This is a genomic window from Caballeronia sp. LZ043 (genome assembly GCF_031451075.1).
GTDB lineage: Bacteria > Pseudomonadota > Gammaproteobacteria > Burkholderiales > Burkholderiaceae > Caballeronia.
Window position 1 is genome coordinate 1,384,546 of record NZ_JARUXT010000001.1, and the last position, 19,334, is coordinate 1,403,879.

Consider the following 19,334-nt stretch of genomic DNA (forward strand, 5'->3'; position numbering starts at 1 on the left):
CATTCGAAGGCTCAGGGCTGCGGTTTCTCGACGATCACGCGACGCTCGTCGCGCGCGATCACCTGCATGGGCACGTGACGTTTTTCAAGCTCGTCGTAACGGTAGGGCGGCATCAGCGCGAGCGCCGCGTGCTCCGAATCCCAGATTCGGACCCACTCGTCGATGCTCGGCACCCATTTCTGCGGCTCGGCATGCACGCCGAAGGTCAGCTCGTCCGCTTCGCCGACCATGATCATCGTGTGGCCGAGGTAGAAGGGCATCGTGTGATCGAGCTTGGCGATCGAATAGAAGGGCGTGTCGGCGGGCAGTTTCGCCATCGCGGCCTTGACGGCCGGCACGAGCTGCACGCCCGAACTCTGCGTGCCGAAGACATCGTGGCCGCAGCCGGCGATGGTGCCCAGCAGCAGCCACGCGGCCCCCAGTCCGGTGGCGCCCGCCAGGACGCTGCGGCGGTTCAGCCACAGCGCGACCAGCGTCGCGACGAACGCCACGGCAAGCCCGGCCCACACCCACAGCTGGAAGACGCGATAGAGCGCGTTCGGCGTGTTGGCGCTGCCGGCCCGGCCGATGAAGATCGCCCCGAGCGCCGCCGCGACCAGGAACACCGCATAGCCGATCAGATGCATGCGATAGCGCTGCGGCGTCAGCGACGGCAGATAGAGCCCGATCACGAGCGCCAGCGCCGGCGCGACGGGCAGTACGTAGGAGATGAGCTTCGAGTGCGACGCGCTGAAGAACAGGAAAATGAACGCCGACCAGATCAGCAGCAAGGTGACGGGCGCGAAGCCGTTTGGCTGGCGCGGCGTGCGGATGCCGTGCCACACGCTCTGCGCGGCCACCGACAGCCACGGCAGGAAGCCGACCAGCAGCACGGGCACGAAGTAGTAGAACGCGCCCGGGCGATTCTGCTCGGGCGTCAGATATCTCTGAAATTGCTGGACGATGAAGAAGAAGTTGAAGAATTCGGGATTCTTCATCTGCACGAGCACGAACCACGGCGCGGTGATGACCAGGAACACGATCAGTCCGCTGCCGATATAGAGCCGCTTCCACAGCGCCCAGTCGCGTGCGACGAGCGAATAGAGGATCAGCACGGCGCCCGGCAGGATCAGCCCGACCAGGCCTTTCGACAGCACCGCCGCGGCCATGCCGCCCCAGCACAGCCACATCCAGCCGCGCACGGCGCGCGCCGGCAGCCCAGGACGCTGCGCCAGCAGCAGCGCGCACAGCGTGACCTGCATCCAGAACGACAGGGCCATGTCGAGCGTGTTGAAGTGGCCCATCAGGTTCCAGTAGGGGCAGGTCGCGAGCACGACGGCGGCGGCGAAGCCCGTCATCGCGTTGAACACGCGCGTGCCGGTATAGCCGACCAGCAGCACGCCGGCGAAGCCCGTGAGCGCCGTGTAAAGCCGAGCTTGCCATTCGCCGATGCCGAACCACGCGAAGCTCAGCGCGTTTGCCCAGGTTTGCAGGGGCGGTTTCTCGAAATACTTGTAGCCGTTGTAGCGCGGCGTGATCCAGTCGCCGGTCACGAACATCTCGCGCGCCATTTCGGCGTAGCGGCCTTCGTCGCTCGGCACCAGGTGGCGATAGCCCAGCGGCCCGAACCAGACGAGCGCGAGCGCCAGGACCAGGAGGATGAGCGCGAGACGGGTGAGCGGTAGCCGCGAAGGCGTATCGTTCATGAAGTCGACCTGTCCGATGCCGCGATGCGCGGCGCTAGTGGAACGAAAGGGGCGGCAACGCCCGGCGGTTCGGGGTATTCGCGGCGCCGGGCGCGTCTGCGTTGCCGCCGCGACGGTCCGGCGTCCTGCGGTCCGTTGCCATGAATGCCGGGCGGGAGTTTAGCAGTACGCCACGGCGCACCCTGCTGGAGCGTGCTCGCCTGCACCGCAGCCTGCACCGAATTCAGGCGCGCGGCCGGAGTCTGCCAGCCGTTCCTTAACGGTTCCTTAGCGCACTTCTGGCGTTTGCCTCCGGATCGATCAGCGCTCGATCAGCAAGGCCGCCGCCACGCGCCGGCCTTCGGACATGAGGATGTTGTAGGTCCGGCAGGCGGCGCCGAAGTCCATCGTTTCGACGCCGATGCGATGCTGCGCCAGGCTCGCCGTGAGGCGCGGATGCGGAAAGCGCAGGCGCGTGCCGCTGCCGAAGATGACCACCTCGGGCGCGGCGTCGATCAGCGCCTGGAAGTGCTCGGGGGCCAGCGCGTCGAACGACGCAACCGGCCATGCGGTCACCGGCGTTTCGGGCATCACGATCACGCTGCCTTCGTGCCGTTCGAGGTTGATCGCGACGAAACCGTCTCCGTAGCTCGTGATGGTATTGAGTGCGCTGGTGGAATCCTGGTGAAGTTTCAAAACAGTGATCCGGCAGGGAAGGGATGAAGGGCCCGGCAGGTGTTACGCGACGTGCAGGCGTGCGGACGCGCCGGCCAGGTCACTCGCGCCCGCCCGCAGGGCGCGGCGGCGCGACTTTGGTGCATTGCGCAACGGAGCCATAATCAGTAAATTATAACTTTCCGGCTGCCGGGCCCGCTCGCGCCGCCCGTTGCGCTCGCTGCCGCCACAAGCCGCCATCGCGCGCAATCGCCGCCTCCGGCTTAGTCTCCGGTCCGCAACGCTCAAGCCTACCCGGCGCTGCGTCTAGAATATGTCGTCCGGCGCCCGGGCGGCTTGCCCGAAACTCATCAGCCCAGGTTGAAGTCGCTTTCGAAGCCCAGGCTCCCCATCCCGGTCTGCCACGCTCGTCCGCACGCTGTCCGCGCGCGAGGCTGGACGCACGGATGACCGGGCCGGAATCGCGCAACCTTTGGCGTGCAACACCGCGTGTAACACCCGCGTGCAAAACCGGCGAGTACGACGCCCAAGCCGCACCGAACCAGACAACGTCCGTCCACACATCCAGACCAGAGCGCCCGCCGTGAAACCGATTCTGAAATCCAACAAGCTGCAAAACGTCTGCTACGACATTCGCGGACCCGTGCTCGAGCACGCGAAGCGCCTCGAGGAAGAAGGCCACCGCATCATCAAGCTCAATATCGGCAATCTGGCCCCGTTCGGTTTCGAGGCGCCCGATGAAATCATCCAGGACATGATCCGCAACCTGCCGGGTTCGTCGGGTTACTCGGATTCGAAAGGCGTGTTCGCCGCGCGCAAGGCGATCATGCATTACACGCAGCAGAAGGGCGTGGAAGGGGTGGGACTGGACGACATCTACATCGGCAACGGCGCGTCCGAGCTGATCGTCATGGCCATGCAGGCGCTCCTCAACGACGGCGACGAAGTCCTGCTGCCCGCCCCCGACTATCCGCTGTGGACGGCGGCCGTGAGTCTCTCGGCCGGCACGCCGCGCCACTACCTGTGCGACGAAGGCAACGGCTGGATGCCCGACCTCGACGACATCCGCGCGAAGATCACGCCGAACACCAAGGCGCTCGTCGTCATCAACCCGAACAACCCCACCGGCGCGCTGTACTCGGATCAGCTGCTGCTGGACCTGATTGCGATCGCGCGCGAGCACGGCCTCATCATTTTCGCCGACGAGGTCTACGACAAGATCATCTACGACGGCCTCACGCACACGTCGATGGCCGCGCTCTCCGAAGACGTCATCACGGTGACCTTCAACAGCCTGTCGAAGAGCTATCGCTCGTGCGGCTACCGCGCGGGCTGGATGGCCATTTCCGGGCTGATCGAAGAGAACCGCCGCCGCGCGAAGGACTATCTCGAAGGGCTGGGCATTCTGGCGTCGATGCGCCTGTGCCCGAACGTCCCGGGCCAGTATGCGATCCAGACGGCGCTCGGCGGCTACCAGAGCATCAACGACCTGATCCTGCCGGGCGGACGCCTCTACAAGCAGCGCGAGCTCGCCTACGACATGCTCACCGCCATTCCGGGCGTGACCTGCGTGAAACCGCAGGCGGCGCTCTACATGTTCCCGCGCCTCGATCCGAAGATGTACCCGATCCAGGACGACCAGCAGTTCATCACGGATCTCCTGCTGGAGGAGCGCGTGCTGCTGGTGCAGGGCACGGGCTTCAACTGGCCGACGCCGGATCACTTCCGCGTGGTTTTCCTGCCGAATGTCGACGACCTCGCCGACTCCGTGAATCGCATCGCACGATTCCTCGACGGTTATCGCAAACGCCACTCCGCTTAATTTCCCTTTTAAAGAAGCACGCTGCATGGAACCGATCAAAGTAGGACTTTTGGGCTTCGGCACGGTCGGCAGCGGCACCTTCACGGTGCTGCGCCGCAACCAGGAAGAAATCAAACGCCGGGCGGGTCGCGGCATCGAAATCTCGCGCATCGCCGTGCGCACGCCGTCCAAGGCAGAAGCGGCCACGGCGCAGGGCATCCCGGTGACGGACGACTTCAACGCGGTGGTGGACGACCCGTCCATCGCGATCGTCTGCGAAATGATCGGCGGCACGGGCTTCGCGCGCGAACTCGTGCTGCGCGCCATCGCCAACGGCAAGCACGTGGTCACCGCCAACAAGGCGCTGCTCGCGGTGCACGGCACGGAAATCTTCGAAGCCGCGCGCGCCAAGGGCGTCATGGTCGCGTTCGAAGCCGCGGTGGCCGGCGGCATTCCGATCATCAAGGCGCTGCGCGAAGGCCTGACGGCGAACCGCATCGCGTACATCGCCGGCATCATCAACGGCACCACGAACTACATCCTCTCCGAAATGCGCGATCGCGGGCTCGACTTCGCCACCGCGCTCAAGGCCGCGCAGGAACTCGGCTACGCGGAAGCGGACCCGACCTTCGACATCGAAGGCGTCGACGCCGCGCACAAGGTCACGATCATGAGCGCCATCGCGTTCGGCGTGCCGGTGCAGTTCGAGCGGGCCTACGTGGAAGGCATCAGCAAGCTTGCCGCCATCGACATCCGCTATGCCGAAGACCTCGGCTACCGCATCAAGCTGCTGGGCATCGCGCGGCGCACGGAGCAGGGCATCGAGCTGCGCACGCATCCCACGCTGATCCCGGCGAAGCGCCTGCTGGCGAACGTCGAGGGCGCGATGAACGCGGTCGTCGTGCATGGCGACGCGGTCGGCACCACGCTGTACTACGGCAAGGGCGCGGGCGCGGAGCCGACGGCATCGGCGGTGGTCGCGGATCTCGTCGACGTGACGCGCCTGCATACGGCGGATCCGGAGCATCGCGTGCCGCACCTGGCGTTCCAGCCGGACAGCCTGTCGAACACGCCCATCCTGCCGATCGACGACGTGACGAGCGGCTACTACCTGCGCCTGCGCGTCGCCGACGTGACCGGCGTGCTCGCCAACATCACGCGCATCCTCGCGGACAAGGGCATTTCCATCGACGCGCTGTTGCAGAAGGAATCGGAGGAAGTGGACGGCGCCGGCAAGGGCGAGACCGACATCATCCTCATCACGCACGAGACGGTGGAAAAGAACGTGAACGCGGCGATCGCGGAGATCGAGGCGCTGTCCACGGTGGTCTCGAAGGTGACGAAGCTGCGCATGGAAGCGCTCAACTGATCAGGTACGTGACATGAACTACATTTCGACGCGCGGCGCGGGCAGCAACGAGCGCCACACGTTCTCCGACATCCTGCTGGGCGGACTCGCGAAAGACGGCGGGCTGTATCTGCCGGCGGAGTATCCGAAGGTCAGCGCCGACGAACTCGCGCGCTGGCGCACGCTGTCGTACGCGGATCTCGCGTTCGAGGTGCTCTCTAAGTTCAGCGACGACATTCCTGCCGCCGATCTCCGCTCGCTCACGCGCAAGACCTACACCGCCCAGGTGTACAGCAACGTGCGCCACGAGGAAAGCGCGGTGCAGATCACGCCGCTCAGGACGCTCGGCGTCGAGAACGGCACGGCGCTGTCGCTGCTGGAGCTGTCGAACGGTCCGACGCTCGCATTCAAGGACATGGCCATGCAGCTGCTCGGCAACCTGTTCGAGTACGCGCTGGCGAAACACGGCGAGACGCTGAACATCCTGGGCGCCACCTCCGGCGACACCGGCAGCGCCGCCGAATACGCGATGCGCGGCAAGGCCGGCGTGCGCGTGTTCATGCTTTCTCCGCACAAGAAGATGAGCGCGTTCCAGACGGCGCAGATGTTCTCGCTGCAGGATCCCAACATCTTCAACCTCGCGGTGGAAGGCAACTTCGACCATTGCCAGGACATCGTGAAGGCCGTCTCGAACGATCACGCCTACAAGGCGCGCCACAAGATCGGCACGGTCAATTCGATCAACTGGGCGCGCGTCGTCGCGCAGGTCGTGTACTACTTCCGCGGCTATTTCGCGGCGACCACGGACAACAGCCAGCAGGCGTCGTTCACGGTGCCGTCGGGCAATTTCGGCAACGTGTGCGCGGGACACATCGCGCGCATGATGGGTTTGCCGATCGACCAGCTGGTCGTTGCCACGAATGAGAACGACGTGCTCGACGAGTTCTTCCGCACCGGTGTGTATCGCGTGCGCGGCGCGGCGGAGACGTATCACACCACGAGCCCGAGCATGGATATCTCGAAGGCGTCGAACTTCGAGCGTTTCGTGTACGACCTGCTCGGACGCGATCCTGCGCGCGTGCTGCAACTGTTCCACGACGTCGAGGAAAAGGGCGGCTTCGACCTCGCCGCGAGCGGCGACTTCGCGCGCGTGAAGGAATTCGGCTTCGTGTCGGGCAAGAGCGGGCACGACGACCGCGTGAACACCATTCGCGACGTGTTCGAGCGTTATCACACGATGATCGACACCCACACGGCGGATGGCGTGAAGGTCGCGCGCGAAAACCTGAAACCCGGCGTGCCGATGATCGTTCTCGAAACCGCGCAGCCGATCAAGTTCGGCGAAACGATCCGCGAAGCGCTGAATCGCGAGCCGGAGCGCCCGGCGGCGTTCGCGGGACTTGAAAAACTGCCACAAAGGTTCGATATCGTTCCTGCGGATGCAGACGTCGTGAAAGCGTTCATCGCCGAGCGCACCTGACCACAGGAGCGCATCCGCCACGGGCGGAGCGTCGCGGGAACGCACGGGGCGCAGCGGGCATCGCTGCGCCCCGAATCGTTTTGACGCACGCTTTTGCGGCACGCGCGAAGGCCTTCCGGGCCTGAACAAGGCTCAAAGCCCGCCAAAAGCTGCTAAAATCTCAGGTTTTTCGTCGTACTTCATTCGAAAGGACGCGCCGTGCTGTCTACCGCCAACATCACCATGCAATTCGGGCCCAAGCCCCTCTTCGAGAATATCTCGGTCAAGTTCGGCGGAGGGAATCGCTATGGGCTGATCGGGGCGAACGGCTGCGGCAAATCCACCTTCATGAAGATTCTGGGCGGCGATCTCGAGCCCAGTTCCGGCAACGTGATGCTGGAGCCGAACGTCCGCCTGGGCAAGCTGCGCCAGGATCAGTTCGCCTACGAAGACATGCGCGTGCTCGACGTCGTCATGATGGGCCACACCGAGATGTGGGCCGCGATGACCGAGCGCGACGCGATCTATGCCAACCCCGACGCCACCGACGACGACTACATGCGCGCGGCGGACCTGGAAGCCAAGTTCGCGGAATACGACGGCTACACGGCCGAGGCGCGCGCGGGCGAGCTGCTGCTGGGCATCGGCATCAACATAAGCGATCACAACGGCCCGATGAGCAATGTGGCGCCGGGCTGGAAACTGCGTGTGCTGCTGGCGCAGGCGCTGTTCTCGAAGCCCGACGTGCTGCTGCTCGACGAGCCGACCAACAACCTGGACATCAACTCGATCCGTTGGCTGGAAGACGTGCTCAACCAGTACAACTCGACGATGATCATCATCTCCCATGATCGCCACTTCCTGAACCAGGTGTGCACGCACATGGCGGACATGGACTACGGCACGCTGAAGGTCTGGCCGGGCAACTACGACGACTACATGCTGGCCTCCACGCAGGCGCGCGAGCGTCAGCAGGCCGCCAACCAGAAGGCGAAGGAACGCGTGGCGGACTTGCAGGACTTCGTGCGGCGCTTCTCGGCCAACAAGTCGAAGGCGCGTCAGGCCACCAGCCGTCTGAAGATGATCGACAAGATCAAGATCGAGGAATTCAAGCCGTCGTCGCGTCAGAACCCGTTCATCCGCTTCGAGTTCGAAAAGAAGCTGCACAACATCGCGGTAGTGGCGGAAGACCTGACCAAGAAGTACGACCGCACCATCTTCCAGAACTTTTCGTTGTCGGTGCAGCCGGGCGAACGCATCGCGATCATCGGCGAGAACGGCGCGGGCAAGACCACGCTGCTCAAGTCGCTCAAGGGCGTGCTGGACCTCGATCACGGCACGGTGAAATGGGCCGAGAACGCGAATGTCGGCTACATGCCGCAGGACACGTACGAAGAGTTTCCGAAGGACGAAACGCTGACCGAGTGGATCGACCAGTACCGCAAGGAAGGCGACGACGAGCAGATGATGCGCGGCACGCTCGGCCGTCTGCTGTTCAATGCGGACGACATCAAGAAGAACGTGAAGGTGCTGTCGGGCGGCGAGAAGGGCCGCATGATCTGGGGCAAGCTGATGCTCGGCCGCCACAACGTGCTGCTGATGGACGAGCCGACCAATCACATGGACATGGAATCGATCGAGTCGCTGCAGATCGCGCTCGAGAAGTTCGAAGGCACGCTGATCTTCGTGTCGCATGACCGCGAGTTCGTGAGCGGCCTGGCGGACCGGATCATCGAAGTGAAGACCGACGGCACGTTGCGGGACTTCGGCGGGAATTACGAGGACTTCCTGGCGAGCCAGGGGATTCAGTAAGTCCGGCAACTGCGCGTCAAATGCAACGCCCCGTCTCGCAAGAGCGGGCCGTTTTTGCGTCTGCTTCCAGATTTACAGATGGTCGTTGCGGAACCGCATCGCGGTGCCTTCGCGCCGTATGCGTTCCCAGACCACGCGCTTCTCCTCATCGGAGAGAAACACCCAGTTGGACACCTCGACGGCCGTCCGGCCGCAGCCTTTGCAGACATCGTCGAAGAGGGTGGAACACACGCCGATGCACGGGCTGTCGGGCTGATCGTGAAGAATGGAAGACATAAGAACGGGTCATGGCCCGCCGCCGTCCGCAATGCGGCCCGGCGACCAGGCGATCGGAAACAAAAGAAAACTCAGCGCGCGATACTGTAGCCTATCCGCGCGATCCAGTGATGTCGCTGGTTGTAATCGAGGATATCCTCGCCGTAGCCGTTGAAGTAGCTCACGAACAGATACCCGCCCCATGCGCTCCCGATCAGCTTGGCCAGCGGATACGTGAGCTGCGAATCGACGCTGCCGTACCAGTGCTTCGTGCCCTTGCGCAGCGTGGTCGCGAGTTGCAGGCCCTCCGGGCTGCCGTACTTCACGAGAAAGTCCACATAACCGCGATAATCCGCGATGTCCTGATTTCCCGACTTCGACAGGTAATAGTAGAACTTCGGCGAGAGCGTCAGGTGATTGCTGTCGAGGTCGCCGAATTCCCAGGTGGGCCGCACGAAGGCGATGTTGATCGCCCGCGAATCCGCGCCGCTCTTGCCGTTCGATTCATGCCCGATACCCGCCGCCATGCCCATGCGCGTATAGAGCGGACTGTTCCAGCCCGTGTCCTGCACGTAGTAGAACAGCTGCGGCTGGAAGCTGATGTCGCGGAACGGCACCGACTCCGCGGAGAGATTCCAGATGGCCGTCTGCGTGTAACCGAAGTAGAGGTTGTCCAGGAAGCCGCGCGAACGCGGATCGTCCGGCAAATGCAGCCGGTACTTGAAGCTGAACTGGAATTTCGCGAGGTTGTCGCCGTTCTTGCCATCGGCGAAATAGATCGGCTCGAAGCTCGAGAAGCGGCCCGACAGCAGGGTATCCGCGGTCGAGGTCGGCGCCGCCTGCGTGTTGGCCGCGGCCGTTGCGGTCGCGAGTTGCGAGGGCGTGGTCGCCTGCGTTTCGCGATGCTCGGCGGCCGCCACCTGCGTCTGCGACTCGCCGCGGTTGATCGTGACCAGCATCGGCGAGGCGTCGAAGCCCACCGGATCGATCTTCACGGTGCCGCGCGCCGCATCCGGCCACGGCGCTGAAAACCGCACCCGTCGATACTGCCCCGGCGCGAGCCGCAGACGGTCGGGCACCTTGGGATCGCGCGTGAGCGTCAACGGCGCGGGCGGCAGGTCGCCGTTGGTCAAATTCACGGTCAGTTGTTTCGGCACATCGACGGCGAGTGCTTTTGCGTCGTCATCGGTATAAAGCAGCGTCAGTTCGAGCGGCTGGGAAGCCGCCGCTTCGCGCGCGGGTTGCAGCACGGCGACGGTAGCGTGAGCAGCTCCGCTCGCGCACAACGTGGCGAGCAGCAGGGCGTGAGCGGGAGAAAGCCGTCGTGGGCGGTAAGGCATGTCTGGTCAGTGTCCTGTTGCAGGCGAAATCCAGCACGCTGCGGCGTGCTGTGGCGTGGTCCGGCGCGGTCCGACGAAGCGGCAAGAAATGCCGCGCGTCGGGATGAGATAGCGAAAATCATGCCTCGACGCCCCACTTGCACGGAAACAGCCAGATTTAACCCGAAAACACCGCCTGCCAGAGCATCGCGCCGTTCAACGCGACGATCACACCCGCGCAACCCCACGCCAGCGCGAGCGGCAGGCGTGCGACGCGCCAGCGGCCCATCAGCCGCGCATCGGACGCGAAGCTGACGAGCGGAATCACCGCCAGCGGCAGTTGCAGGCTCAGCACGACCTGCGTCGCGACCAGCAGCGTGTTCGAGCCGTGCTGGCCAAAGCACGCCACCGCCACCAGCGCCGGACCGATCGCGAGCGCCCGCGTCGTCAGCGCACGCGCCCAGCGCGCCATTTTGAGGCGCAGAAAGCCTTCCATCACGGCTTGCCCGGCCAGCGTGCCGGTGACGGTCGCATTGAGACCGCAGGCGAGCAGCGCGGCCGCGAACACGACGCCCGCCCATTGACTGCCGACGAGGGGCGCAATCAGCCGGTGGGCATCGGCGAGATCTTCGACTTCGGTGTGGCCGCTCGCATGAAACACGGCCGCGGCCACGATCAGCAGCGACGCATTGACGACGAACGCCAGACCGAGCGACGCGAAGGTATCGATGTTCACGCCACGCAGTGCCTGCCCGATCGACACGTCGTCGCGGCCGCGCGCATGGCCCCTGACGAGCGTGGAATGGAGATACAGGTTGTGCGGCATCACCGTGGCGCCGAGCACGCCGGCGGCGAGCCACAGCATGCCCGCATCGCGCACGAGCTGGGGCGAGGGCGCCACGCCGCGCAGCGCGTCGCTCCATGACGGATGCGCCAGCGCCAGTTCGACCACGAAGCAGACGCTCACGAACAGGATCAGCGCGGTCACGACGCGCTGCAAGGGCCGTCGCCCGCGGCTTTGCAGTGCGAGCATCGCGAACGTGCCGACCGCCGAGAACAGCACGCCCGCCGTGAGCGAGATGCCGAACAGCAGCTGCAACGCCACCGCGCTGCCGACTACTTCGGCTACGTCGCACGCGATGATCGCGATCTCGCACGCCACCCATAGCGCGAAGTTCGTGCGCGGGCCGAAACGTTCACGGCACAGCTGCGCGAGATCGCGGCCCGTGACGACGCCCACGCGCGAGGCCACCCATTGCAGCAGCATGCCCATCAGGCTTGCAACCAGCACGACGAAGAGCAGCGAATAACCGTAGCGCGCGCCGCTGGCGAGGGCTGTCGCCCAGTTGCCCGGATCCATGTAGCCCACGGCGACGAGCGCACCCGCGCCGGCGAACGAATACCAGCGCCCGCCCGAGCGCGGCCCGCGCCGGCGTGGGGCGTCCCGCTCGTCCAGATTCGCCGGGTGCGACTGCGCGTCGGATTGCGCGGCGGACAGTGCGCCAAGCGTGGACGGGTTGGTGTTCATGCGAAGGCGGCCTCGAATAGCGGGCAACGGCGCAGCGATGACGTGCGGTCGTTGCGGGTTCTGGACGCGCCGCATGCACGGCGCTCGTCGCGAGCCGCCTAGGCGGCGCTCGTCGAATTGGCTCGCAACAACTGTTCCGCTGGCTATTCGTGGTCGGATGCCGCAGCCCATTGTTCCGCTTGCCGCCTGAAAGAAACTGAAAGGCGGGCAAGGGAAGGGCATGCCGGCAGCCGACCACAGATAATGACACCCCATCGGCACAAGGCGCCCGCGGTCCCTGTGGCGAGTGTGGTTTTATCAGGTGCCGCAGGGGGCGATTAGGGGCTAAAATGCGCGCTCCCCGCGGGTGCGGTTTGCCTCGTCGAAGCTTGCTGCGCAAGACTTCCGGACCGACGTGCCGCGTGGTTGTAGATTTTGTGCGACAGGCGGCCCGTTAATTTTTGTCGTGCTTGCGTTTAATGGTAGTTTTCGGGGTTTTGAGGGGCGTCGCGCGCCAGGGTCGGGCCTGAAGCGACCGGAACTTCAACCGGTGGCGGAAGCGCGCGGCACGACGTCTTGACAGTCGCAACAACGGAGAATCGAGATGAACGAGAAACTGGCGGGCCGCATGGCCAAGCTGGCGGGCGCGCTGACCTGCGCCGCGATGTTGACTCCGCTCGCTGCAATGGCGAAGGACACACAGCTGAACGTGTACAACTGGTCGGATTACATCGCCAAGGACACGATTCCCAACTTCACCAAGCAAACCGGCGTCAAGGTGAAGTACGACAACTACGACAGCGACGACACCCTCCAGGCCAAGCTGCTCACCGGCAATTCGGGCTACGACATCGTCGTGCCGACCAGCAACTATGCCGGCAAGCAGATTGCCGCCAATATCTTCTCGCCGCTCGACAAATCGAAGCTGCCCAACCTGAAGTATCTCGATCCCGACCTGATGAAGCTGGTCGCGGGCGCGGACCCGGGCAATCAGTACACGGTGCCCTGGGCGTACGGCACGACCGGCCTGGGCTACAACGTCGACAAGGCGAAGAAGCTGCTCGGCGACAACGTCGAACTCAATAACTGGGACATTCTCTTCAAGCCCGAGAACATCTCGAAGCTGAAGGCCTGTGGCGTGTCCGTGCTCGACGCGCCCGACCAGATGTTCGCGGCCGCGCTGCACTACATGGGCAAGGATCCGATGAGCACGAACCCGGCCGACTATCGCGCGGCCCTGGCGATGCTGAAGAAGATCCGCCCGTACATCACGCAGTTCAACTCGTCGGGCTACATCAACGACATGGTGGGCGGCGACATCTGCTTCACCTACGGCTGGTCGGGCGACGTCGTGATCGCCAAGCATCGCGCGGTGGATGCGAAGAAGCCGTTCAAGATCGAGTACTACATTCCGAAGGGCGGCGCGCCGGTGTGGTTCGACGTGATGGCCATTCCGAAGGACGCGAAGAACAAGGAAGCGGCGCACGAGTGGATCAACTACATCGAGACGCCGCAGGTGCACGCCGCGATCACCAACGCGGTCTACTACCCGAGCGCGAACCTCGAAGCGCGCAAGTACGTGGACAAGGACGTCGCCAACGATCCGGCCGTGTACCCGCCGCAGGACGTCATCAAGACGCTGTTCCTGCTGAAGCCGCTGCCGCCGGAAATCCAGCGTCTGCAGACGCGGCTCTGGACCGAGTTCAAGTCCGGCCGATGATTAAGACACGCCGGCCGCGCTCCTGAATCGACGAAGCCCCTGGTCCTCCGGGGGCTTTGTTCGTGCGGAATGCAACTGCGGCAGCGACGGGCAACGATGGCAATGATGGGCAATGACGCGCGCAACGCGGCGCAACTACGCAGGAGTCGGACAGGCAATCATGAGTGAGCAGTCGAGCGCGTCGCAGGCGGCGCCGAATGGATCGGGTGGATCGGGTGGACCGGGCGGAGTCAATGGCCGGCAGGAGCCGCGCGGCACCTTGTCCGGCACGAGTCTCACCGACAACTTCGTGCAGGTCGTCGATGTCGTCAAGAAGTTCGGCGAGACTACGGCCGTGCGGGGGGTCAATCTGTCGGTGAAGAAGGGCGAACTGTTCGCGCTGCTCGGCAGTTCCGGATGCGGCAAGTCCACGCTGTTGCGGATGCTGGCCGGCCTCGAGTCCGTGACCGAAGGCCAGATCCTGATCGACGGCGAAGATCTCGCGCAGATGCCGCCGTATCGGCGGCCGGTCAACATGATGTTCCAGTCGTACGCGCTGTTTCCGCACATGAGCGTGGAGTCGAACGTTGCGTACGGGCTCAAGCAGGAAGGCGTGCGCGGCGCGGAGCTGAAGGATCGTGTCGACACCGCGCTCAGGCTCGTGCAGATGGCGCCGTATGCGAAGCGCAAGCCGCATCAGCTCTCGGGCGGCCAGCAGCAGCGCGTGGCGCTGGCGCGCAGCCTCGTCAAGCGCCCGAAGCTCCTGCTGCTCGACGAGCCGATGTCCGCGCTCGACAAACAGATTCGCCAGCGCACGCAGATCGAGCTGGTGAACATTCTTGATCAGGTCGGCGTGACCTGCATCATGGTGACGCACGATCAGGAAGAGGCCATGACCATGGCCAACCGCCTGGCCGTGATGAGCGAAGGGCAGATCGTGCAGCTCGGCACGCCGCACGAAGTCTATGAATTCCCGAACAGCCGCTTCTCCGCACAGTTCATCGGTTCGACCAACCTGTTCGACGGCAATGTCGTGGAAGACGAACCGGATCACGTGTTCGTCGAATCGACGGACCTGCCGGTGCGCCTCTATGTGAACCACGGCATCACCGGGCCGCTCGGCATGCCCGTGACGATTTCCGTGCGGCCCGAGCGCATTGCGCTGACGCGCAAGCCGCCTGAAGGCGCCTATAACTGGGGCCGCGGCAAGGTGAGCAACATCGCGTACATGGGCGGCTACACGCTGTATCACGTGACGCTGGATTCGGGCAAGGTCGTGGTCGCGAACCTGTCGAGCCTGGCGATCGGCGAAATCGAGTCCCCGACCTTCGACGACGAAGTCTACGTGCGCTGGAGCGCGTCGGCCGGCGTGGTGCTGACGTCATGATGGCCAACCTGTTCCGGCGCATGGGCCTGTCGGGGCGCACGCTGGTGATCGGCGGGCCGTATCTGTGGCTGCTGCTGCTGTTCTTCGTGCCGTTCCTGCTGGTCGTGAAGATCAGTTTCGCCGACAGCCAGCTTGGCATTCCGCCGTACACGGAACTGGTCGCGCTGAAAGACGGCGTGATGAATATCGCGCTCGATTTCTCGCACTACGCGTTCCTGGTGCAGGACAGCCTGTACTTCGCGACCTACATGAATTCGCTGCTGGTCGCGGCGGTCTCGACGCTGCTGTGCCTGCTGATCGGCTATCCGATGGCGTATTACATCGCGCGCTCGAATCCGGCTTCGCGCAACCTGTTGCTGATGGCGGTGATGCTGCCGTTCTGGACGTCGTTCCTGATCCGCGTGTATGCGTGGATCGGCATTCTCAAGAACAACGGCCTGCTCAACAACTTCCTGATGTCGATCGGGCTGATCCATTCGCCGATCGAGCTGTATCACACCAACATCGCGGTCTATATCGGCATGGTGTATTCGTATCTGCCGTTTCTCGTGATGCCGCTGTACGCGCATCTCGTGAAGATGGACCTGACGCTGCTCGAAGCGGCCTACGACCTCGGCGCCAAGCCGTGGAAAGCGTTCGTGCAGATCACGCTGCCGCTGTCGAAGAACGGCATCATCGCGGGCTGCCTGCTCGTGTTCATTCCGGCGGTGGGCGAGTACGTGATTCCCGAACTGCTCGGCGGCGCGGATACCCTGATGATCGGACGGGTCATGTGGAACGAGTTCTTCGATAACGCCGACTGGCCGATGGCCTCCGCCGTCACTTGCGCGATGGTCCTGCTGCTGCTCGTGCCGATGGCGCTGTTCCAGCACTTTCAGGCGAAGCAGCTGGAGGGCAAGCGATGATCAAGACCAGTCGTCCGTTGCAGATCACGTCGCTCGGCATCGGCTTTGCGTTCCTGTATATCCCGATCCTCAGCCTGATCGTCTATTCGTTCAACGAGTCGCAGCTGGTGACCGTATGGACTTCGTTCTCGCTCAAGTGGTACCGCGCGCTCTGGTCCGACGACGAGCTCATCAACGCCGCGTGGCTCTCGTTGCGCATTGCGTTCCTGACCGCGTGCGCGTCGGTGGTGATCGGCACGTGGGCGGGCTTCGTGCTCGCGCGCATGGGCCGCTTCAGGGGCTTCACGCTCTATACCGGCATGATCAACGCGCCGCTCGTGATCCCCGAGGTGATCCAGGGCATTTCGTTGCTGCTGCTGTTCGTCGAGATGGCGAAGCTGATCGGCTGGCCCGCGGGGCGCGGGCTGTTCACGATCTGGGTCGGGCACGTGATGCTGTGCATCTCGTATGTGGCGATCATCGTGGAATCGCGCGTGCGCGAGCTGAATCCGTCGCTGGAGGAGGCCGCGCTCGATCTGGGCGCGACGCCCTTGCGCGTGTTCTTCACGATCACGCTCCCGCTCATCTCGCAGGCGCTGGTGGCGGGATGGCTGCTGTCGTTCACGCTGTCGATCGACGATCTCGTGCTGTCCGCGTTCCTGTCCGGGCCGGGCTCCACGACGCTGCCGCTGGTCGTGTTCTCGCGCGTGCGGCTGGGCCTCAATCCGGAGATGAACGCGCTGGCGACGTTGTTCATCGCGGTGGTGACGGTCGGGGTGATCGCGGCGAATTACTTCATGCAGCGCAGCGAGCGCAGAAGGCTCGCGGGGGTGATGTAGGTATTATTGCGAAGGTTTGATGATGCGCGGCCCCGCGTCGAAAGACGCGGGGCCGCGTGCGTTTCCGACCTTCAGACGGCGGCGAGATGGCGTGCGAAGGTGGCTGGATCGGTATTGGTGCCGCACAGCAGTACGCCGACGCGCTTGCCTTGCAGGCGTTCTCGCAGCGGCCCGAGCAGGGCGGCGGTGGCGGCGGCGCAAGCCGGCTCGACGGCCAGCTTGAGTTCGCCGAACAGTTGCAGCATGCCGTGCCGCAACGCGTTGTCCGACACGGTGACGATCTCGTCGATATGCCGCCGGCACAGCTCGTAGCTGTACTGCTCGGTGTGCGGCGCCATCAATGAATCGGCGATTCCGTGCATCGCGCCCATCTTGATCGTGTGTTTGGCTTCGAAGCTGCGCTTCATCACGTCCGAGCCTTCCGGTTCGACGCCGTACACATGCAGTGACGGATTCGCGAGGCGCATCGCGGTGGAGACGCCCGCCGCGAGTCCGCCGCCGCCGATCGGCAGGATGACCGCATCGAGATCCGGCGCCTGCGAGGCCCATTCGTAGCCGAGCGTGGCCGTGCCGAGCACGGTGCGATAGCCGTTGAACGGATGGATGAACACGCGTCCTTCTTCCGCCTCGACGCGGCGCACGACATCAAACGCTTCCGCGACGTTCTCCGCGAACACGACTTCCGCGCCGTAGCGCCGGCACAGCGCGACGCGCGCGGGGCTTGCGCTGCGGATGATCACGACCTTGGCGCCCACGTCCATGCGTTGCGCGGCGTAGGCGACCGCCACCGCATGATTTCCCGCCGACACGCAGGTGACGCCTGCCGAGCGTTCACTGTCGGTGAGCGCCAGCAGATTGGAGAACGCACCGCGGGCCTTGAAGGTGCCGCTCGCCTGCAACAGCTCCATCTTGAAGGTGACGGGCGTGCCTTCGAGCGTCGGGAAATCGTGACGCTCGAAGGTGGGCGTGCGGGCGACCCAGGGCGTGAGGGCCATGTGCTGCCCGGCGATGTCGTCGAGCGTGGGGATCGGCGTGCCGTCGATCGTGTTGTCGGAATGGTGCGTGTCGGTGGACATGACGCGTAGTGGCTTGGGTTGGATCAGCGTGCTTGCGCTTCGACGGACATGCTGTGGATGAACTTGCCGAGGAACGCTTCGCACTGCGCGAGCTGTTCGAGCGACACATATTCGTTCGCCTTGTGCGCCTGTTCGATGTTGCCGGGCCCGCAGACGATGCTCGGCACACCCGCGTTGGCGAACAGGCCGGCTTCGGTGCCGTAGGCGACCTTGTGTTTTTCCTGGTCCGCGGTGAGGGCGCGCACGAGTTGCGTGATGGCGGCTTGCTCGGTGGCGTCGAGGCCGGGCGCGGAGGCGAGCTTCGTGAATTCGATGGCGGCGTTGCCGTGTTCCTTCAGCATGCGCGGCAGCAGCGTCTCGCGTGCATAGGACTCGATGCGCCCGAAGATCTGATCGGGATCGATGGTCGGCAGGTTACGGAATTCGAACTCGAAGTTGCATTCGGCCGGCACGGTGTTGATGGCGTTGCCGCCCTTGATGGTGCTGGTCTGGCCGGTGGTGAAGGGAACGTCGTAGAGTTCGTCGAACGGGCCTTTGGCGCGGAACTCGTCGACGAGGTCGCGGATATGGCAGATGAGGCGCGCGGCGTACTCGATGGCGTTGAGGCCTTTCGGCGTCAGCGACGAATGCGCGGCGAAACCGCGCACGCAGCAGTGATAGGTGTTGATGCCCTTGTGGGCGATGATCGGCCGCATGGAGGTCGGTTCGCCGACGATGCAGCCGTCCGGTTGCAGGCCGCGCTTCTTGAGGTCGGCGATCATCAGCGGCGCGCCGGCGCAGCCGACTTCTTCGTCATACGAAAGCGCGAAGTGAATGGGTTTGGCGAGCTTCGTGGCCTGCATTTTTGGCAGCATCGCGAGTGCGGCGCCGATGAAGCCTTTCATGTCGCACGAGCCGCGGCCGTAGAGGAGGCCGTCGCGGACCTCGGGCTTGAAGGGGTCGCTGTGCCAGTTCTGGCCGTCGACGGGTACGACGTCGGTATGGCCCGACAGCACGATGCCGCCGTTGGTCTGGCCGTCGTGGGCCGGGACCGTGGCGAAGAGATTGGCCCACTGGCCGCGTGGATCGTTGGTGATCGTGGCCTCGATGCCCGCGCGGCGCAGTTCGTCGCGGACAGTTTCGATCAGGCCAAGGTTGGGGTTGCGGCTGACGGTATCGAAAGAAATCAGTTTTTCGATCCAGGGGAGGGAGAGCGGTGAGGCGTTTCCGGATGAGGACGATGAGGCTTCGAGATGCGCCTGGTCAGCGATCTGTGACATTTTTTGGCTCCTGCGGGTAGGGTTTGATCATAGCCCAAAAACGCTCGTTCCCTCGCTTGGGGTTTGGGTTGGCGTTTCGCTCGCGCTTCGATGGATTTGACGGTTTTGCGTCGGGTGACAGGGCTCTGACGTTCGCCTGTGCTTCTATGGACTGAGGTTCCCTCGGTTTTTCGCCTTCCAGAGGCCCCGGGTTATGCAGCCGCATCCCTTGTCCGCTGAGCCACAACCCAGTCTTGCATGAACTGGGTTGCCGACACGAAGCCAAGCGATGAATGACGACGACTGCGGTTATAAAACACTTCGATGTATTCGAACAAGTCCGCGACGGCTTCGCGTTGCGTGCGGTACCT

The 19,334-nt window shown here is 64.2% G+C and carries 16 protein-coding genes; 8 read left to right on the top strand and 8 right to left on the bottom strand.

The window, feature by feature from the left end; translation table 11 throughout:
- Positions 1-11: 11 nt before the first annotated feature.
- A complete protein-coding gene (locus QCE64_RS06250; protein WP_310003099.1) occupies positions 12-1,685 on the bottom strand; it encodes a glycosyltransferase family 39 protein in 1,674 nt (557 codons plus the stop codon).
- Positions 1,686-1,985: 300 nt separating this feature from the next.
- Positions 1,986-2,360 carry an Mth938-like domain-containing protein gene (locus QCE64_RS06255; protein ID WP_309915738.1) on the bottom strand — a complete coding sequence of 125 codons (375 nt, stop codon included), beginning with the start codon at positions 2,358-2,360 and terminating at the stop codon, positions 1,986-1,988.
- 562 nt (positions 2,361-2,922) lie between these two features.
- Here QCE64_RS06255 and QCE64_RS06260 point away from each other — a divergent pair.
- The 4 genes from QCE64_RS06260 to QCE64_RS06275 all read left to right on the top strand — a co-directional run bounded on the left by QCE64_RS06260 (position 2,923) and on the right by QCE64_RS06275 (position 8,759).
- On the top strand, positions 2,923-4,161 hold the full coding sequence (locus tag QCE64_RS06260) for a pyridoxal phosphate-dependent aminotransferase (protein ID WP_309808201.1): 1,239 nt from the start codon (positions 2,923-2,925) through the stop codon (positions 4,159-4,161).
- A 25-nt stretch (positions 4,162-4,186) separates the two neighbouring features.
- On the top strand, positions 4,187-5,509 hold the full coding sequence (locus QCE64_RS06265; protein WP_310003101.1) for a homoserine dehydrogenase: 1,323 nt from the start codon (positions 4,187-4,189) through the stop codon (positions 5,507-5,509).
- Positions 5,510-5,522: 13 nt separating this feature from the next.
- Positions 5,523-6,968 carry a threonine synthase gene (thrC, locus tag QCE64_RS06270; protein WP_309915743.1) on the top strand — a complete coding sequence of 482 codons (1,446 nt, stop codon included), beginning with the start codon at positions 5,523-5,525 and terminating at the stop codon, positions 6,966-6,968.
- Positions 6,969-7,166: 198 nt separating this feature from the next.
- Positions 7,167-8,759 (top strand): ABC-F family ATPase, encoded by a 1,593-nt coding sequence (locus tag QCE64_RS06275; protein WP_309915744.1) that lies wholly within the window; start codon positions 7,167-7,169, stop codon positions 8,757-8,759.
- A gap of 72 nt (positions 8,760-8,831) precedes the next feature.
- Here the strand turns inward: QCE64_RS06275 and QCE64_RS06280 are convergent, their stop codons facing one another.
- From QCE64_RS06280 to QCE64_RS06290, 3 genes are all read right to left on the bottom strand, one after another.
- A complete protein-coding gene (locus QCE64_RS06280; RefSeq protein WP_309808206.1) occupies positions 8,832-9,035 on the bottom strand; it encodes a DUF1289 domain-containing protein in 204 nt (67 codons plus the stop codon).
- Positions 9,036-9,106: 71 nt separating this feature from the next.
- Positions 9,107-10,354, bottom strand: a complete 1,248-nt coding sequence (locus QCE64_RS06285; protein ID WP_309915747.1) for a phospholipase A — start codon at positions 10,352-10,354, stop codon at positions 9,107-9,109.
- A gap of 157 nt (positions 10,355-10,511) precedes the next feature.
- A complete protein-coding gene (locus tag QCE64_RS06290) occupies positions 10,512-11,861 on the bottom strand; it encodes an Nramp family divalent metal transporter (protein WP_310003104.1) in 1,350 nt (449 codons plus the stop codon).
- Positions 11,862-12,444: 583 nt separating this feature from the next.
- On the opposite strand from QCE64_RS06290, the gene QCE64_RS06295 reads away from it, so the two are divergent.
- From QCE64_RS06295 to QCE64_RS06310, 4 genes are all read left to right on the top strand, one after another.
- Positions 12,445-13,560: a polyamine ABC transporter substrate-binding protein gene (locus QCE64_RS06295; protein WP_309808209.1), complete on the top strand. Its 1,116-nt coding sequence runs from the start codon at positions 12,445-12,447 to the stop codon at positions 13,558-13,560.
- A 160-nt stretch (positions 13,561-13,720) separates the two neighbouring features.
- The gene (locus QCE64_RS06300; protein ID WP_309929962.1) at positions 13,721-14,926 is read left to right on the top strand and encodes a polyamine ABC transporter ATP-binding protein; all 1,206 of its coding nucleotides are present in this window, start codon (positions 13,721-13,723) and stop codon (positions 14,924-14,926) included.
- Positions 14,923-15,831 (top strand): ABC transporter permease subunit, encoded by a 909-nt coding sequence (locus QCE64_RS06305; RefSeq protein WP_309808212.1) that lies wholly within the window; start codon positions 14,923-14,925, stop codon positions 15,829-15,831. The genes QCE64_RS06300 and QCE64_RS06305 overlap by 4 nt, the downstream gene beginning before the upstream one ends.
- Entirely contained in the window at positions 15,831-16,649 is an 819-nt protein-coding gene (locus tag QCE64_RS06310) for an ABC transporter permease subunit (RefSeq protein WP_309919672.1), read from the top strand. Before QCE64_RS06305 ends, QCE64_RS06310 begins: the two co-directional genes overlap by 1 nt.
- Positions 16,650-16,720: 71 nt before the next feature.
- Here the strand turns inward: QCE64_RS06310 and QCE64_RS06315 are convergent, their stop codons facing one another.
- The 3 genes from QCE64_RS06315 to QCE64_RS06325 all read right to left on the bottom strand — a co-directional run.
- Positions 16,721-17,725: a threonine/serine dehydratase gene (locus tag QCE64_RS06315; RefSeq protein ID WP_309915758.1), complete on the bottom strand. Its 1,005-nt coding sequence runs from the start codon at positions 17,723-17,725 to the stop codon at positions 16,721-16,723.
- A gap of 23 nt (positions 17,726-17,748) precedes the next feature.
- A complete protein-coding gene (argE, locus tag QCE64_RS06320) occupies positions 17,749-18,984 on the bottom strand; it encodes an acetylornithine deacetylase (RefSeq protein WP_309915761.1) in 1,236 nt (411 codons plus the stop codon).
- Positions 18,985-19,175: 191 nt separating this feature from the next.
- Positions 19,176-19,334: IS3 family transposase (locus QCE64_RS06325; protein WP_404987352.1), on the bottom strand; the 159-nt coding region annotated here is incomplete at its 5' end.

Excerpts from the sequence above, each read along its gene's own strand:
- QCE64_RS06305 (WP_309808212.1), top strand. The coding sequence starts at position 14,923 with ATGATGGCCAACCTGTTCCGGCGCATGGGCCTGTCGGGGCGCACGCTG.
- QCE64_RS06285 (WP_309915747.1), bottom strand. The coding sequence starts at position 10,354 with ATGCCTTACCGCCCACGACGGCTTTCTCCCGCTCACGCCCTGCTGCTC.
- QCE64_RS06300 (WP_309929962.1), top strand. The coding sequence starts at position 13,721 with ATGAGTGAGCAGTCGAGCGCGTCGCAGGCGGCGCCGAATGGATCGGGT.
- QCE64_RS06290 (WP_310003104.1), bottom strand. The coding sequence starts at position 11,861 with ATGAACACCAACCCGTCCACGCTTGGCGCACTGTCCGCCGCGCAATCC.
- QCE64_RS06295 (WP_309808209.1), top strand. The coding sequence starts at position 12,445 with ATGAACGAGAAACTGGCGGGCCGCATGGCCAAGCTGGCGGGCGCGCTG.
- QCE64_RS06315 (WP_309915758.1), bottom strand. The coding sequence starts at position 17,725 with ATGTCCACCGACACGCACCATTCCGACAACACGATCGACGGCACGCCG.
- QCE64_RS06265 (WP_310003101.1), top strand. The coding sequence starts at position 4,187 with ATGGAACCGATCAAAGTAGGACTTTTGGGCTTCGGCACGGTCGGCAGC.
- QCE64_RS06250 (WP_310003099.1), bottom strand. The coding sequence starts at position 1,685 with ATGAACGATACGCCTTCGCGGCTACCGCTCACCCGTCTCGCGCTCATC.
- QCE64_RS06280 (WP_309808206.1), bottom strand. The coding sequence starts at position 9,035 with ATGTCTTCCATTCTTCACGATCAGCCCGACAGCCCGTGCATCGGCGTG.
- argE (WP_309915761.1), bottom strand. The coding sequence starts at position 18,984 with ATGTCACAGATCGCTGACCAGGCGCATCTCGAAGCCTCATCGTCCTCA.
- thrC (WP_309915743.1), top strand. The coding sequence starts at position 5,523 with ATGAACTACATTTCGACGCGCGGCGCGGGCAGCAACGAGCGCCACACG.